The organism is Sorangiineae bacterium MSr12523 (assembly GCA_037157775.1).
GTDB classification, from domain to species: Bacteria; Myxococcota_A; Polyangia; order Polyangiales; family Polyangiaceae; genus Pendulispora; species Pendulispora brunnea.
In genome coordinates this window covers 4,316,477-4,331,622 of sequence record CP089982.1, presented here as the reverse complement: position 1 = coordinate 4,331,622, position 15,146 = coordinate 4,316,477, and the positions used below count along the sequence as shown (strand labels likewise).

The 15,146-nt window shown below is 66.2% G+C and carries 11 protein-coding genes; 8 read left to right on the top strand and 3 right to left on the bottom strand.

Features of this window, described 5'->3' with window-relative positions:
• Window positions 1–177 precede the first annotated feature (177 nt).
• Genes nuoE through LZC95_17075 form a run of 8 tightly spaced genes read left to right on the top strand, consistent with a single transcriptional unit; the run spans window position 178 to window position 9,828 of the window.
• Window positions 178–669 (top strand): NADH-quinone oxidoreductase subunit NuoE, encoded by a 492-nt coding sequence (nuoE, locus tag LZC95_17110; protein ID WXA98539.1) that lies wholly within the window; start codon window positions 178–180, stop codon window positions 667–669.
• A gap of 6 nt (window positions 670–675) precedes the next feature.
• Window positions 676–2,034, top strand: coding sequence for an NADH-quinone oxidoreductase subunit NuoF (gene nuoF / locus LZC95_17105; protein ID WXA98538.1), 1,359 nt, complete (start codon window positions 676–678; stop codon window positions 2,032–2,034).
• Window positions 2,031–2,621 carry an NADH-quinone oxidoreductase subunit J gene (locus LZC95_17100; GenBank protein ID WXA98537.1) on the top strand — a complete coding sequence of 197 codons (591 nt, stop codon included), beginning with the start codon at window positions 2,031–2,033 and terminating at the stop codon, window positions 2,619–2,621. The genes nuoF and LZC95_17100 overlap by 4 nt, the downstream gene beginning before the upstream one ends.
• A complete protein-coding gene (gene nuoK / locus LZC95_17095) occupies window positions 2,621–2,923 on the top strand; it encodes an NADH-quinone oxidoreductase subunit NuoK (protein ID WXB00348.1) in 303 nt (100 codons plus the stop codon). Before LZC95_17100 ends, nuoK begins: the two co-directional genes overlap by 1 nt.
• A 6-nt stretch (window positions 2,924–2,929) precedes the next feature.
• On the top strand, window positions 2,930–5,503 hold the full coding sequence (gene nuoL, locus LZC95_17090; GenBank protein ID WXA98536.1) for an NADH-quinone oxidoreductase subunit L: 2,574 nt from the start codon (window positions 2,930–2,932) through the stop codon (window positions 5,501–5,503).
• Window positions 5,504–5,515: 12 nt separating this feature from the next.
• Window positions 5,516–7,345, top strand: a complete 1,830-nt coding sequence (locus LZC95_17085; protein WXA98535.1) for an NADH-quinone oxidoreductase subunit M — start codon at window positions 5,516–5,518, stop codon at window positions 7,343–7,345.
• Between the two features lie 30 nt (window positions 7,346–7,375).
• Window positions 7,376–8,866, top strand: coding sequence for an NADH-quinone oxidoreductase subunit N (locus LZC95_17080; protein ID WXA98534.1), 1,491 nt, complete (start codon window positions 7,376–7,378; stop codon window positions 8,864–8,866).
• Window positions 8,866–9,828, top strand: coding sequence for a hypothetical protein (locus LZC95_17075; protein WXA98533.1), 963 nt, complete (start codon window positions 8,866–8,868; stop codon window positions 9,826–9,828). The genes LZC95_17080 and LZC95_17075 overlap by 1 nt, the downstream gene beginning before the upstream one ends.
• Here LZC95_17075 and LZC95_17070 read toward each other — a convergent pair.
• The 3 genes from LZC95_17070 to LZC95_17060 form a co-directional block, all read right to left on the bottom strand.
• Window positions 9,822–10,469 carry a transposase gene (locus tag LZC95_17070; GenBank protein ID WXA98532.1) on the bottom strand — a complete coding sequence of 216 codons (648 nt, stop codon included), beginning with the start codon at window positions 10,467–10,469 and terminating at the stop codon, window positions 9,822–9,824. The two genes, LZC95_17075 and LZC95_17070, sit on opposite strands and share 7 nt — an antisense overlap.
• A gap of 287 nt (window positions 10,470–10,756) precedes the next feature.
• Complete coding sequence (locus LZC95_17065; GenBank protein WXA98531.1) at window positions 10,757–12,400, bottom strand: tetratricopeptide repeat protein; 1,644 nt, start codon at window positions 12,398–12,400, stop codon at window positions 10,757–10,759.
• The gene (locus LZC95_17060) at window positions 12,397–15,129 is read right to left on the bottom strand and encodes an AAA family ATPase (GenBank protein ID WXA98530.1); all 2,733 of its coding nucleotides are present in this window, start codon (window positions 15,127–15,129) and stop codon (window positions 12,397–12,399) included. Before LZC95_17060 ends, LZC95_17065 begins: the two co-directional genes overlap by 4 nt.
• Between the last annotated feature and the right edge of the window lie 17 nt (window positions 15,130–15,146).

Here is a 15,146-nt window from a genome sequence, read left to right as displayed (position 1 = left end):
TCTCAAGCGCATATTACGCCCCCTCACCTCAGGTGAAAGGCGAGGTGGATGGCGCGCCGAAACGCGTCTTGACACCCCTCCTTGCTCAACACTAGCGTTCGCGCGCCGCCGCGTGGGAAATCGTGCTAATTGGCGCCCGCGTCCCCCTTTACGAACCCGAAACAAAGACTTCCCCCGATGCCCCATCATCCGTCAGGCTTTGCCCTCTCCGCCGATCGTGAGCGCGCCTTTCGCGAGATTCTCACCCGCTATCCGACGAAGATGGGTGCCTGCATCCCCGTGCTTCACCTTTGCCAGGAGCAGGAGGGCTGGATCAGCCCGGAGATCATCGAGTACGTGTCCCACACGCTCGATCTCCCACTCTCGCACGTTCAAGGCGTCGTCACCTTCTACACGCTGTTCAACCAGAAGCCGGTCGGCAAGCACCAAGTTTGGGTGTGCCGCACCCTTCCCTGCGCCTTGCGCGGTGCAGGCACCGTCCTTCAGCACTGCGAAAAACGCCTGGGCATCCACGCCGGCGAGACGACCGAAGACGGCAAGGTCACCCTTCGCACGGCCGAGTGCCTCGCCAGCTGTGGCACCGCACCGATGATGCAGGTGGACAAAGAATATTTCGAAAACCTCACCCTCGAGAAGGTCGACGAGATCCTCGATCGGCTCACGAGGTAAGGACCGATGATCAAGCGCGTCAACTACCTCAGCAAAGTCTACGGCATCAAGAACGGCTGGACGCTCGACGTGTACGAGCGCGAGGTCCAGGGCTACCAGGCCGCCAAAAAGGCGCTTCGGATGACCCAGCAGCAGGTCGTCGACGAAGCCAAGAAGATGAACATCCGCGGCCGCGGCGGCGCCGGCTTCCCGATGGGCATCAAGTGGAGCTTCATGAAGCCCCACCCCACGAAGCCCGCCTACCTCGTCATCAACGCGGACGAGGGCGAGCCGGGGACGCACAAAGACCGCACCATCATGGAGCTGAATCCCCACTCCGTGATCGAGGGCTGCATCATCGGCTGCTTCGGCATCGGAGCCCATGTCGCGTACGTCTACGTTCGCGACGAGTTGCACCTCTCCAAGGAGCGGCTCTGGGGCGCCATCAAAGAGGCGAAGGCCAAGGGCTACCTCGGCAAGACGCCCTTCGGCATCGACTACCCCGTCGAGGTGTACGTCCACACGGGCGCGGGCGCCTACATCTGCGGCGAGGAGACGTCGCTGCTCAATTCGCTCGAGGGCAAGCGCGGCGAGCCTCGTTTGAAGCCGCCCTTCCCCGCCCAGGCAGGCGCCTTCGGCTGCCCCACGACGGTCAACAACCTCGAGACCATCGCGATGGTCCCGGCGGCGTTCCTCATGGGCGGCGACAACTACTCGCAGCTCAGCGCCCTGCACCACCTGCGTGACGGCGGCAGCCGCCTTTACGGCGTCAACGGCCACGTCAAGAAGCCGCAGGTCATCGAGCTTTGCGTCGGCGTCACGTTGCGCGAGCTGATTTACGACATCGGCGGCGGCATCGAGGGCGATCGCGAATTGCTCGGCGTCATCCCCGGCGGCTCGTCCACACCGATTCTTCGCGCCGACGAAAAGGTGAATGCACCGGACGAAAAGAGCCCGCTGCATCCGTGGCACGGCAAGAGCGTTCTCGACGTGCCGCTCGGCGTCGACACGATGCGCGGCATCGGCACCATGCTCGGCACGTGCTGCGCGACGGTGCTGGCGGAGGGAACGTGCCCCGTTCTGGCGATGGAGAACTTGATGCAGTTCTACCGCCACGAGTCGTGCGGGCAGTGCACCCCCTGCCGCGAAGGCGGCGCCTGGCTTTTCCGCACCGTCACCAAGATCCTCGATGGCAAGGCGACCATGGAGGAACTCGATAACTTGCACGACATCGCGAACAACATCATGGGCAATACGATTTGCGCCTTCGGCGAAGGCACGGCGATGCCCGCCCTCGGCTTTTTGCAGAAGTTCCGCAAGGACTTCGAAGCCTACGTCCTCGGGGAGCGCACCCGCGAAGATGCGACTCTTCTGGTGAACCTATGATCATCGGCCAGATTTACTTTTACCTGCTCGCGGCCCTCTCGCTGCTCGGGGCGCTGGTGACGGTGACGAACAAGAACCCCATTCGCGGTGCGATGGGGCTTTTGCTCACGGTGGTTTCGCTCGCGGGGCTCTTCCTCGCGCTGCACGCCGAGTTCATCGCGTTCATTCAGCTCATCGTGTACGCGGGCGCCATCGTCGTTCTGTTCCTGTTCGTCATCATGCTCCTCGGGCCCGACGCCGCCCCGCCGCGTGATCACCACGGCCGTGTGCCGCGTGCGATTGCGGGCGTGGTCTTCGGTTTGGCCGCGGCCGGAGCCATCCTGCTGATGGCGAAGCAGGTGGATTTCGAGCCGCTCCACCGCGTCGACCAGGACTTCGGCACCGTCGATGCCATCGGGCGCGTGCTCTTTTCCGACGGCGTGGTTCCCTTCGAGCTGGCCAGCGCGCTGCTCATGGTCTCCATCGTCGGCGCCGTCGCTGTCGCGCGCGGCCGTCAAGCTCACGAGCGCCCCGATGCTTTGGCCGCCAAATCGAACGCCGCGGCGGCAAGCGCAGTCCGTAACGTAGAAGCGGAGAAGCACCCATGATTCCGGTAACGCACTACCTGGTGCTGAGTTCCTTGCTGTTCACGATTGGGGGGATCGGCTTTTTGGTCCGCCGCAACGTGCTCGTCACCCTGATGAGCATCGAGTTGATGCTCAACGCGGTGAACCTGACTTTGCTCGCCTTCAACGCTTCTCACCCCGAGTCGCATACGGGGCAGATGTTCGCGTTCTTCCTCATCGCCGCCGAAGCCGCCGAGGTAGCGGTCGGATTGGCCATCGTTCTGGCGCTCTTCCGCATTCGGCGGACGGTGCGCTCCGACGAGGCGGACCTCCTCAAGAACTGACGGGCCATGAAGCTGCTCGAATCGCTCTTTCCCAGCAACGACTTCTCCCTCATCGCGGTCATCCTCGGGATGCCGCTCCTCGGCGCGTTCATCAACGGCATCTGGGGCCGCCGCCTCGGCAAGCCCGCCGTGAAGATGATGACCCTCACCGCCGTCGGCGTGAGCTTCATCGCATCGCTGATCGCGTTCCTGCTTCTCGATCACGCGGCGCACGGCGGCGAGCACTCGCACACGCGCCTGTACTTCACCGCGTGGGAGTGGATGCACACGAACGGCGGACGCGCCGGGTCGGTCGTCAACATCGACCTGAAGTTCAGCATCGACGCGCTCAACGGCGTGATGATGCTCATCGTCACCGGCGTCGGCTTCCTGATTCACCTGTACGCGACGTCGTACATGGAGAACGACCCCGGCTATCACAGGTTCTTCGCGTATCTGAACCTGTTCATCTTCTCGATGCTCGTCCTCATCCTCGGGGACAACCTGCCCGTGCTCTTCGTCGGGTGGGAGGGCGTCGGTCTCTGCTCGTACCTGCTCATCGGCTTCTGGTACGAGCACATGCCCAACGCGGCTGCCGGCAAGAAGGCGTTCATCGCGAACCGCATCGGCGACTTCGGCCTGATCTGCGCGATGTTCCTCCTGGTGCACTACACCGGCGCGCTCGATTGGACGGGCATCCAGAACAACGCGTCGATCCTCGCCGACAACCCGGCGGACGCGTACCAGATTCACCTCTGGCCGCTCGGCGGCGGGCAGTACCAGGGCTTCTTCAAGTTCCTGCAACCGACGGCGCCGATCACCATCAGCGCGGCGACGGCGGTGGGCTTGGCGCTGCTCCTCGGCTGCGCCGGTAAGAGCGCGCAGATTCCGCTCTACGTGTGGCTGCCGGACGCCATGGCGGGTCCAACCCCGGTCTCCGCGCTCATCCACGCGGCCACGATGGTCACGGCGGGCATCTACCTGGTTTGCCGTCTGTCGTTCGTCTTCGTGCTCTCGCCCTTCGTCATGACCACGGTGCTCTGCGTGGGTGCGGCGACGGCGCTGCTCGCGGCGACGATTGCGCTGGTGCAGAACGACATCAAAAAGGTGCTCGCCTATTCGACCGTGAGCCAGCTCGGCTTCATGTTCATGGGCGTCGGCGCCGGCGCCTTCACGGCGGGCTTCTTCCACGTCCTCACGCACGCCTTCTTCAAGGCCTGCTTGTTCCTCGGGGCCGGCAGCGTCATCCACGCGATGCACGCGCGCATCCACGACGACGTGAAGTCGCAGGACATGCGCTACATGGGCGGCCTCAAGAAGTACATGCCGTACACGTACTGGACGTTCTTCGTCTCCACGCTCGCCATCGCGGGCTGCCCGCTGCTCAGCGGCTTCTTCTCGAAGGACGAGATCCTCTACCGCGCTTACGTAAACCACTCGATAAGCCCGGTCGCGGCGAAGATGGCCGCACGCCACATCGCGATCTGGCAGCAGCCCGAATGGATCGGCAAGGCGGTGTACGCGGTGGGCATCATCACCGCGGCCATGACGGCGTTCTACATGTTCCGCTGCTTCTTCCTCACCTTCCACGGCAGCTTCCGCGGTTGGGCCATCGGGCGTGGCTCGGGCCTCACCCCCGCGCACGGAGTGAAGGTGCTGCCCAAGGACGAGGAGCACGACGCTCACGGTCACGATGCGCACGACGACCATGACGACGATCACGGTCACCACCACGAGGAAGACCTGACGGTCCCCGGTCCGGCACCGCACGAGTCGCCGCTGCCGATGACCGTGCCGTTGCTCATCCTCGCGGCGTTCGCCGCATTCGCGGGCCTTCTCAATCCCGCGCCGCTCACGAAGCATCTGCCCCTCGAGCACTGGCTCGAGCCGGTCTTCGAGGAAGCGACGAAAGCGGGCGTGAAGGTCGCCGAGACCGCAGAGCACCTGGAGTACCCGCTCATGGTGCCGGGCGTTCTCGCCTTCCTCATCGGCTTGGGTCTCGCGTACGCGGTGTACGTCAAGGCCGAGGGCAAGCCCGCACAACGCTGGGCGGAGGCTGTTCCGCGGCTGCATCGCGCGGCGTACAACAAGTGGTACGTCGACGAGTTCTACGAGGCGACCATCCTTTCGGCGGTGGACGCGCTCGCGGAGACGGCGGCGGCGTTCGATCAGTGGTTCGTCGACGGCATCCTGGCGAAGCTCTCGTCGCTGGTCGTCGCGGCCCTCGGTACGGTGCTGCGCACCTTCCAGACCGGCGTCGTGCACGTGTACGCGGCGGCGATGGTCGTGGGCATCGCGGTCATCTCCTGGTTCTTCGTCGCCCCGCACGCGCAGGTGTCGACGACGCCCTCGCCCAACGGTGACTACGTCGTCACGGCTGCACCGGGCATGGGCTACTCGTACCGGTGGGATGCCGATGGCAACGGTGAGCCGGACAAGCCGGAATTCACCGACCAAACCTCCGTGAAAGTGCACCTCGATCCCGGCAAAGAGCTGAAGGTCAAGCTCGAGGTGACCAACGCATTCGGGCGGCACGCGACGGTGGAGGTCCCCCTCAACCGGCCGGCGGCGCAGAACCCGATGGAACTGGGATCGAACTAGGACGAATTTGATATGCCTACCGCATTGATCGCCGCGCTCGGCGGCCTGATTCCCATCCTGGTCCCCTCCTTCGTCGCGTACCTCGTGCCGAAAGGGCGCGGGTCCAAGCTTCGCCTGCCGCTCGCGCTCATCACCGCGCTCATCGTCATCTTCGTCTCGCGCATGTGGTGGACCAACACCGCCGCGGACGAAGAAGTCGTGACCGAGTCGACGACGCTCCTCGCGTGGATCGTCGGCCTGCCGCTCTTCGGATCGGTGGCCGTGCTCTTCTTCCCGCGCAACTCACCGCGCGTCCTTCAATGGGCCACGCTCGGGTTCATGTTCGCGGCGCTCGCGGTCAGCTTGCCGCTGCTGCGCGTCGACATGGGGCGCACGTTCCACTTCAATCAGGACATCGTCTGGCTGGCGAAGTTCGGCATCCACTGGCACGTGGCCGTCGACGGCATCTCGCTCTGGCTGATCATCCTGACGAACTTCACGGTGCCCATCGCGGCCTACGCGTCGTTCGGATCGATTCACTCGCGCATGAAGGAGTGGTGCTTCTCGCTGCTGCTTCTGCAGGCGGGCATGCTCGGGTCGTTCATCGCGCTCGACCTGTTCCTGTTCTACGTCTTCTGGGAGCTGATGCTCGTCCCCATGTACGTCATGATCGGCGTGTGGGGCGGTACGAACCGCATCAAGGCGGCGATCAAGTTCTTCCTCTACACGATGTTCGGCTCGGTGCTGATGCTGGCCGCCATCCTGTACCTCGCCTACACGTATGCGAAGTTGAACGGCGGCACGCCTTCGTTCGACTTCTTCGAGCTGCAGCGCGTTCTGCTTCCGCGGCACATCCAGCTCTGGCTGTTCGGCGCGTTCACCTTGTCGTTCGTCATCAAGGTGCCGATGTTCCCGGTCCACACGTGGCTGCCCGATGCGCACACCGAGGCGCCCACGGGAGGCAGCGTGATCCTGGCCGCCGTCATGCTGAAGCTCGGAACCTACGGGTATCTGCGCTTCTGCGTGGGGCTTTTCCCCGAGGCCTCCACGGAGCTTGCGGCGAACCTCGCCGGAGTGGCGGTGCTCGGCGGGATCATCTACGGCGCGCTCTGCGCGTACAAGCAGGACGACGTGAAGCGACTGGTCGCGTACTCGTCGGTCGCGCACTTGGGTTACGTCATGCTGGGCATCTTCGCGGCCACGCCGGCGTCGGTCGAGGGCGCGGTGCTGCAGATGATCAACCACGGCATCTCCACCGGCGCGCTGTTCCTTTTGGTCGGCGTCATCTACGACCGCCGTCACACGCGCCAGGTCGACGAGTTCGGCGGCCTCACCAAGGTGATGCCGATCTACGCGGTGCTCTTCATCATCGCGACCATGGCCAGCGTCGGGCTTCCGGGCACGAACGGCTTCGTGGGCGAGTTCATGGTCATCACCGGCACGTTCGTGAGCACGCGACTCGGGCACTTCAACGGCATCCAGGCCGTGGGTGCGGCCATCGGCGTCATCCTGGGCGCGCTCTACATGCTCTCGGTGGTGCAGAAGATGTTCTTCGGGCCGATCACCAAGCCGGAGAACAAGAAGCTGCACGATGTGAATCACCGCGAGATCATCGCGCTGGCGCCGCTGGTCATTGCCATCTTCGCCATCGGGTTGTTCCCGAACATCTTCCTCTCCCGCATGCGCGGCGCAACGGATCGCGTGCTGGGCGATCTGCAGGCGCGCGTCGAGCAGAGCCCCGCGCCGCGCTTCTACCAGGGCCCGATTCGTCTGCTCGCGCGGCGGCCCGAAGCTCCCCAAACGGCGGAGGCAGCCGCCGCCGAAGCCACGCCTCCCTCCCCCCCGAGCGGTCTCGCTCAGTAGCAGCGCGCCCCTTCCGAAAGAGTTTTCGTCATGCAGCTCGCGTTCGCACTCTCACCGCTCATCGTTCTCGGCTTCGGCGCCATGCTGCTGATGGTCGCCGAAGCATTCGCGCGGCACGGCGCCGGCAAGCGCCCCACCGGCCTCGCCATGGGCACCACCGTGGTGTTCCTCGCGGCCGGCGCCTTCTCCTTCGCCGTGTGGCTGCACGGCCCCGAGTCGCTCGACGTTTCGCCCGTCGCTCCGTGGCTGCTCATCGACCGGTTCTCGCTGTTCTTCAACGTGCTCCTCTGCCTGGGCGGCGCCCTCGCCTCGCTTCTCGCGGGCGGGTACCTGCCCGAGCACAACTTGGATCGCGGTGAGTTCTATTCGCTGCTGCTCTTCTCGACCTTCGGCGGGATGATGCTGGCCGCGGCCGGCGACCTGCTGACGCTGTTCTTGGGTCTCGAGACGATGTCGCTGGGTGCGTATGCGCTCACGGCGTTCCGTCGGACCTCCGCGCGTTCGGCCGAGGGCGGGTTGAAGTACTTCCTGCTCGGTTCCTTCGCGGCGGCGATCATGCTCTACGGCTTCGCGCTGCTCTACGGCGCGACGGCGCACACGGACATCATCGGCATCGGTGCGGCGCTCGCGGGCGGTGCGACCAAGAGCCCGATGGTGATCTTGGCGCTGGTGTTCGTGCTCATCGGCCTCGTCTTCAAGGTGAGCGCGGTGCCGTTCCACATGTGGACGCCCGACGCGTACGAAGGCGCGCCCACGCCGGCGACGACGTTCATGGCCGCCGTGGTGAAGAGCGGCGCGTTCGCGATGATGCTGCGCGTGCTGCTGACCATGTTCGGCGATCCAGCGTCGATGTCCTGGGCCAGCGGATGGCCTCCGGTGCTCGCGTGGATTGCGGTGCTGTCGATGACGGTGGCGAATCTGATCGCGGGCCGTCAGGAGTCGGTGAAGCGCATGCTCGCGTACTCGAGCGTGGCGCACGCCGGGTACCTGTTGGTCGCGGTGGTTGCGACGGCGCGCTCGCCGCATCAGGGCACCGCGAGCGTGCTGTTCTATCTTCTGACGTACACCGTTTCGACGGTGGGTGCGTTCGGCGCGCTGATCTACTGCGGCCGTCGCGGCGCAGAGGCGGTGAGCTACGAGGACCTCGCCGGCATCGGCAAGCGTCATCCGGCGGCGGCGCTGGCCTTCTCGTTCTTCTTGCTGTCGCTCGCCGGCATTCCGCCGTTGGCCGGCTTCTTCGGCAAGTGGTACGTGTTCCGCGCGGCGATGGATGGCGGCTTCTACATGCTCGCCATCGTGGGCTTCCTCAACAGCGTGCTCGGCGCGTACTACTACCTGCGCGTGATGGTCTACATGTACATGCGGGAGCCGGCGGCGGGCGCTCCGATTGCGACGCCGATGCGCTCGGGTTACGTGTCGGCGGCGCTGCTGGTGAGTGCGTTCCTGGTGTTGGCTCTGGGCATTCTGCCGACGGCTTCGCTGGACGTTGCCGAAGCCGCGGCTCTGACGCTCCGCGAATAATGAGTAGACGCGCGCACTTTGCGCTTTGGGCGCTGCTGCTGTCGGCCACGGGGTGCCATAGCTGCAGTGAGGAAAAGGGAACGGCCGCCGCGGCGGATGCCAGCGATGCGGCCCTTCCCGGCACGGAGCTCGGGCCGAACGTGCCTGCCAATGCGATGCCGGTTCCTTCGGCGAGCGTGCAGGCGGTGGTGAACCCGCAGAATTTCCCGGTCTACGAGGGGCCGACGGGGGTCGTGGAGGGCACCGTCACGGTGACGGGCGATCCCGCGCGGCCGGTGCAAGGCGCCGACTTTTCGCGCTGCCCGGAGGCGGAAGCCGTCTACGGGAAGTCGTTTCGCGAGGGGCCGCCGCGCGCCGATGGGTCACGCCCGCTGGCCGATGCGCTGGTGGTCATCACCGGATACAGCGGCTACATCGTGCCGGAGCGGCGCGCGAAGAAGGCCATTTCCATCGAGCACTGCGCCTATTCGACGCGCACCATCGATTTGACCTTCGGGCAGGTGCTAGCGATCTACAACCACGACGCGAAGATGCACGCGCCGCAGATTGCCGACCACGTGATGCCGGCGCTCATGGTCGCCTCCCCCAACGGTGATCCCGTGGAGGTTTTCCCTGCCAGGCCGGGTTTCTCGGCGCTCATCGACAAGATGAGCGGGCCCTGGATGGCCGCCGACGTCTACACGTTCCCGCAGCCGCTCCACGCCGTGACGGATCGCGAAGGCCACTTCCGCATCGAGGGCGTCCCCACCGAGACCACCGACCACCGTCCCATCGACGCGTTGGAAATCGAGGTCTTCCACCGCTCCGTGAGCAACGGGATCAAGAAGCCCCTCCCCGCCGTCACCGCAAACGGCGTCGCGCGCATCGATCTGCAAATCGAAAACCACGCCGCCCCCGACGCAAACGCCTCCGACGCAGGCAAAAAACCGGGCGCGGACAAGCCCCCGCCACCGGTTCACTGACGCATGGAGCGCCGGCATCTTGCCGGCGGTCCGCCGGCCTCCGGCCGGCCGACTCCAAGGCGAGCACGACTCCACCACATGCCCTGCATGGCCGGCTCGCCAACGCTGCTAAAGGGCCAATCCATCGCGCGCAGAACGAGCCCCGCTGCAACGGGATTCTCGTGCACGTACCGCGTTGCAGCCAAGAGATGCCGCTCGTTGCGTATCATGCGGTCGAAATACTCGCGTTGCCATACCGCCCCCGTGCCGCCGATGAGCGCGCGGATCTTCTTCGCCGTGAACGACTTCCAACTGTGCAGGATCTCCCCGAGCGAGTGATCTGCGAGCGGACGGACCAGAACGTGCACGTGATTCGGCATGATGACCCAAGGCCCTAGGAAATAGCGGTCGCCATCGAAATAGCGAAGCGCGTCTATGACCAGCTGCGCAATCTCCGGGTCGCGTAATACGCAGGAGCCGTGACCCCGATTGAGTTCGTGCTCGAATTCGTTGACGTCGATTCCCAGTCCTCCCAAGCCTTCGGGAAGTGAGTCGACCAAACGGAACGTGACGGCTTGGATGACGTCACGATGATCGAAATGAGGCAGGTACCCGCGCGTATACCTTCCGCGCGGGCTGTGCTCGGTGCGTGCGTCGCTCATGCTGGTACATCGGTGCGCATGAGAGGTCCGTTGCTCGCGGTCGATGTTATTTCCCCGCCGCTGGACGATGGGCGTTCGCGCAACGAGTAACGTCGATACATCGGCATGCGAAGGGCACATGTTGCTCGGAATCGCTTGTCGATCGCCGGCCGGCTGGAAGCCGGCGGACCGCCGGCAGGATGCCGGCGCTCCATGCCGGGGCGCCATGCCGGCGCGCCATGCCGGGGCGCCATGCCGGCGCGCCATGCCGGGGCGCCATGCCGGCGCTCCATGCCGGGGCGCACCGCCTAGCGGGCTTGGTGCGGGGTGGTGGCGATGGCGGAGAGGCGGGCGCCGATGGAGAGGGCGGCGGCGGTGTCGCCGTGTTTTCGCGCGAGCTCGAGGGCGGTGGTGGCGACCAGGGGATCGGCGGGGGCGACTTCGGCGAGGCGCGTGGGAGTCGTGGCGTCGACTTCGACGGCGCCGGCGACGGCCATGCGGCCCATCGCGACGGCGACCAAGGGATCGCGGACCCAGGAGGCGCCCATGTGGCGCAGCAGGGCGCGGGCCTCTTTCGAAGTGGGGCGCGTCGAGGCGAGCATCAGCAAACGATGGCGCGCGTCGAGGGCATCCAGCGAACCCGTGACATTTTCGCCGCGGCGGACGGCGAGCTCGAGGCGACCATCGGCGGAGAGCGCGTCGGGGGCCAACGCGCCCGTATCGGCCAGAGCCACCGACAGCGGCACCACCAACGCATCACCCGCGACAATCGTCTCGCACGGCAGCGCCGTTGCCACACGCCGCGCGATCTCGGGCCCCATCGCGCGGGATACCACGCGAAGAAACGGCAGAATGGCCTCGGGCACGACCGGCAAATCGCCGCCCGACTTCGCGCCGCGGCCTCCTCCCGCGTCGGCGAACGCGCGCGTCAGCCCCGCCTTGTCGTCGGCCTCGTACGCGAGAATCGCCAGCACCAAACGCGCACCCGCGGCCCGTGGATCGGCCTGGACCAAAGGCTCCGCGAACTCGCGGGCCAGATCGGGGCGCCCCAGAAGAAGCGCGCGCCCCGCCACCACGTCCAGCGCAAGATGACTCGACACCGCGCGACGCCGCACCCGATCGCGATCGCCCATCGACACGGCGTCGTCCACCGCCAGGCGTGCCACCAGCCGATTGCCCGGCACCCCGCCTTCCGGCCCAGGCCCGGTCGAACGCCGCGCGTCCACCAACGTGCCCGCCAGCGATCGCGCCGCCACCAATTCACCGGCGCCCGCGAGCTCCAGCACCACCGACGCCACCTCCGCGTGCGCCGCCGGCGAAATCTTCGCCACCTCCCCGTACGCGCGTGCTGCCAGCGCCGGATCCCGATGGCTCTTCGCCCAGGCACCCAGTGCCCGCCATGCCGCCGTGCTCGTGCGCTGCTTCAACGTCAGCGCCAAAAGCCGATCGCGCGCCGCCTCCGCCGACGGCGTTTGCATCGCCAGCGCCGTGGCCAAGATCACCTGCGGCTCGGTGGCCTGCGGATCGAACTCCACCGCCTTCTTCGCGTCGCGCTCCATGCCCGCGCGATCCTGCCCGCGAAGCAAATCGCACGTTGCCCGCGCCGACCATGCGGCCGCGTACTCGGAGTCCAAATCGATCGCGCGCCCGAACGCCGTGCGCGCGCGCTCGTCGCGCGGATCCTTCTGGCAGCGCACCGCCCCGATGCGCGTCCATATCTCGGGATCCGTCGGATCCATCTCCGACGCCGCCTCGTACGCGTGCAGCGCTGCGGACAGATCTCCTTGCTCCTCGGCCATCGCCCCGCCCAGGAACGTCGCGTACTGCTCGGGAAGAACGATGCCGCCCTCCACGACGTGCCCCTCGTAGACACGCGTTACCGTAGGTCGGGCCAGGCACCCCAGCCCCCCTAGGCAGGTTGCCGCCAAAACAAGGCCCAGGAGGGCCTTCATCCTCGCGACCTTCGGAAATCGGCAGCGTCGCCGAGATCGGCCCCGGGGTGCTCTTCCATCGTCTCATGGCCGTCGTGATGGCCGTGCCCCTCGGCCTCGCGCAGCCGCTCGGCAATCTCGATCAGCCGCCGCTCCACGCGCCCGAACACACTGGCCGCGGGAAAGCGACCGGAGATGTCGCGCTCGCCGGCTTCGAGCCCGGTGAGAATCTCGATTCCCTCTTCCACGGAGCCCACCGCGTAAAGATGGAATTTCCCCTGCGCGATCGCCAGTGCCACGTCATCGCGAAGAACCAGGTGCGCCAGGTTGGAACGAGGGATGAGCACCCCCTGCGTTCCCGTCAGCCCACGGGCCGCGCACAAATCGAAAAACCCCTCGATCTTGGCCCCTACCCCGCCAATCGCCTGAATTTCCCCGAGCTGATTGACGCTACCCGTCACCGCAACGCCCTGATCGATGCCCACGTCGGCTAGCGCACTGAGCACCGTAAAGAGCTCGCTCGACGATGCGCTGTCGCCGTCGATTTCGCCGTAGCTTTGCTCGAATGCGATCTGCGCGCGCAGACTCAGCGGACGTTCTTGACCGAACAGGCGCCCGAGGTACCCACGCAAGATCGCCACGCCCTTCGTGTGGATCGATCCTCCGAGCTGCGCCTCACGTTCCACGTCGATGATCCCCTCGCGCCCGAGCGCCACCACGGCGGTGATTCGCATCGGCTGCCCAAATTCGACATCGCCCGCGCTGAACACGCTCAGCCCGTTAACGACTCCGATGCGCGAGCCCGATGTTTCGAGTGCAACTTCCCCCTTCAATGTGATTTCGCGGATGTGCCGTTCCGCCGACCCGGCGCGATCTCTCCGTTCGCGCCATGCCGCGTCCACGTCCTGCGCCGTCACCACGATGGCGGACGGAGGCGTCGCCGCCAGATTCACCAGCGGCAGCACCGACTCGCGTCCGGGATCGCCGTCGGTCGACAGCACGCCGTCGGTTCCATCGTCGAGCGCGCGCGCCACGGCCAGGGCGCTCGCGAAGGCCGCCGTCTCCTCCAGCGGTGACAAGAAGAGCGACAGCTTGTCCTGCTGCCCCGCGAGCCGCGTCGCCAAGTCGAGCAACTTCGCGCGCGCGCCGCGGTCGAAGTTTCCCCAGCGGTCCTTGCCCATGTGCATCAGGTAGGCATCCAGCAGCACGAGACTCTGGTTCGTCCGGGCAATCGTCGACTCGATTTCGACCTTCACCCGGAACAGCGCCGCGAAGTCGGCATCGGCATCCAGCAGCGCGGCATAGAGATGCGGAGGCCCCACGAGCACCACGCGCACCTCGATGGGCACCGGCACGGGACGCAGCGAGGTCGCGTACAGACCCAAAGGACCGAGCGGGTCTTCCGCGCCAATCTGCCGCTCGCGCAGCACGCGCTTCATGCGCTCCCAGATGATCGGATCGGCCAAGAGGTCGGCCGCGCGGATCACGAGAACGCCGCCCGAGGCTTTGTGCAGCGATCCCGCACGCACCCGCGTGAAGTCCGTGAGCAACGCACCATAGCGCGCGCGCCGCTCCAAGTAGCCGAATAGATTCGGGTAGGTCGGGTTCGTGTCGTAGAGCACCGGCGCCGGCGACGCTGGATCGTTGGCCACCAGCAGGTTCACTTTGAAGCGATTGAGCCGCGTCGCGTGCTCGGGATCATGATCGCGCCCCGAGCTGCCCGAGGCCTCCTCTTCTTCACCCTCGCCTCCGTCGTCGATGACCAGGTCCTCCCAGTCTTCGACGAGTGCGCGCTCGACCCGATCGAAGTACGGCGCCAGCACCGGCAGATGCTCGGCAAAGCCTTCGCGCATGGCCTGCGCACCCGCGCGAATCAGCTCCTCGGCCGCGCGGGAGAAGGCCTCGTCGCGCGCTTGTTGGTGGCGCGCGCTGTCATCACGCACCAGCGCAGCAGCTTTTTCCACCTCGGTGGTCAGGCGCTCCTCGGCCTCGTTCAAGGCTCGCTTGGTCGAATCGTCCAACGCGGCGAACTGCTCGGCGCTCAGCGGCTTGCCATGAAGGATGGGGAAGGTTTGCACCCCACCTTGTACGGCACGGATGCCGAAGCCCAGGGTCTTGGCGGTGCTCTCCAACTGCGTCAACACCGCCTTGTTGCGCGCCTCGAGCTCCCGCCCCAAGTGCGCCTGCGCTTCGCGCACCATGTCGCTGTGGGCGATGTTCGGGATCTCCTCCTGCAGCTTGTCGACGAGCGCATCCATGGCCGACACCAAGGTCGGTCCCACGCCCGCAGGGAGAAGCAGAGGGCGCGGCGCCTCCGGGTGATCGAAGTCGTGGACGTAGACGATGTCGGGCGGTGGAGGTCGCACCCGCGCGAACTTCTCGGCGTAACGGACGATATCGTCCTCGATCATCACCTCCGGCTCGGCCGCCACGAACACGTGGAAGCTCGGCTCGCGGGCCAAAAGCCCGAGCTCGAGCGCTCGCCGTGCGATGGGCGAAACGAGCTCGAGCAGACCGCGGCTGCTTCGCGGGGTCTCCGGCAAGATGGCCGGATCCGCCGCAACCGTGACCTGCTTGGCCGGAACCCGATGTTCGTCGCGTGCGCTTTCCGATGTCGGAAGCGACGCATCGCTCCAGGCAGGGGGCGGCACGCCCGGAACCTGGATAGATCCGTCTGTAGGCTCGTCCCCGAGCTCCAGCGGCAAATCCTCATTGTCCAACGACGGTGACGCTGGCCCGCGATCTTGCATGCAAGCCTTGTCTTACC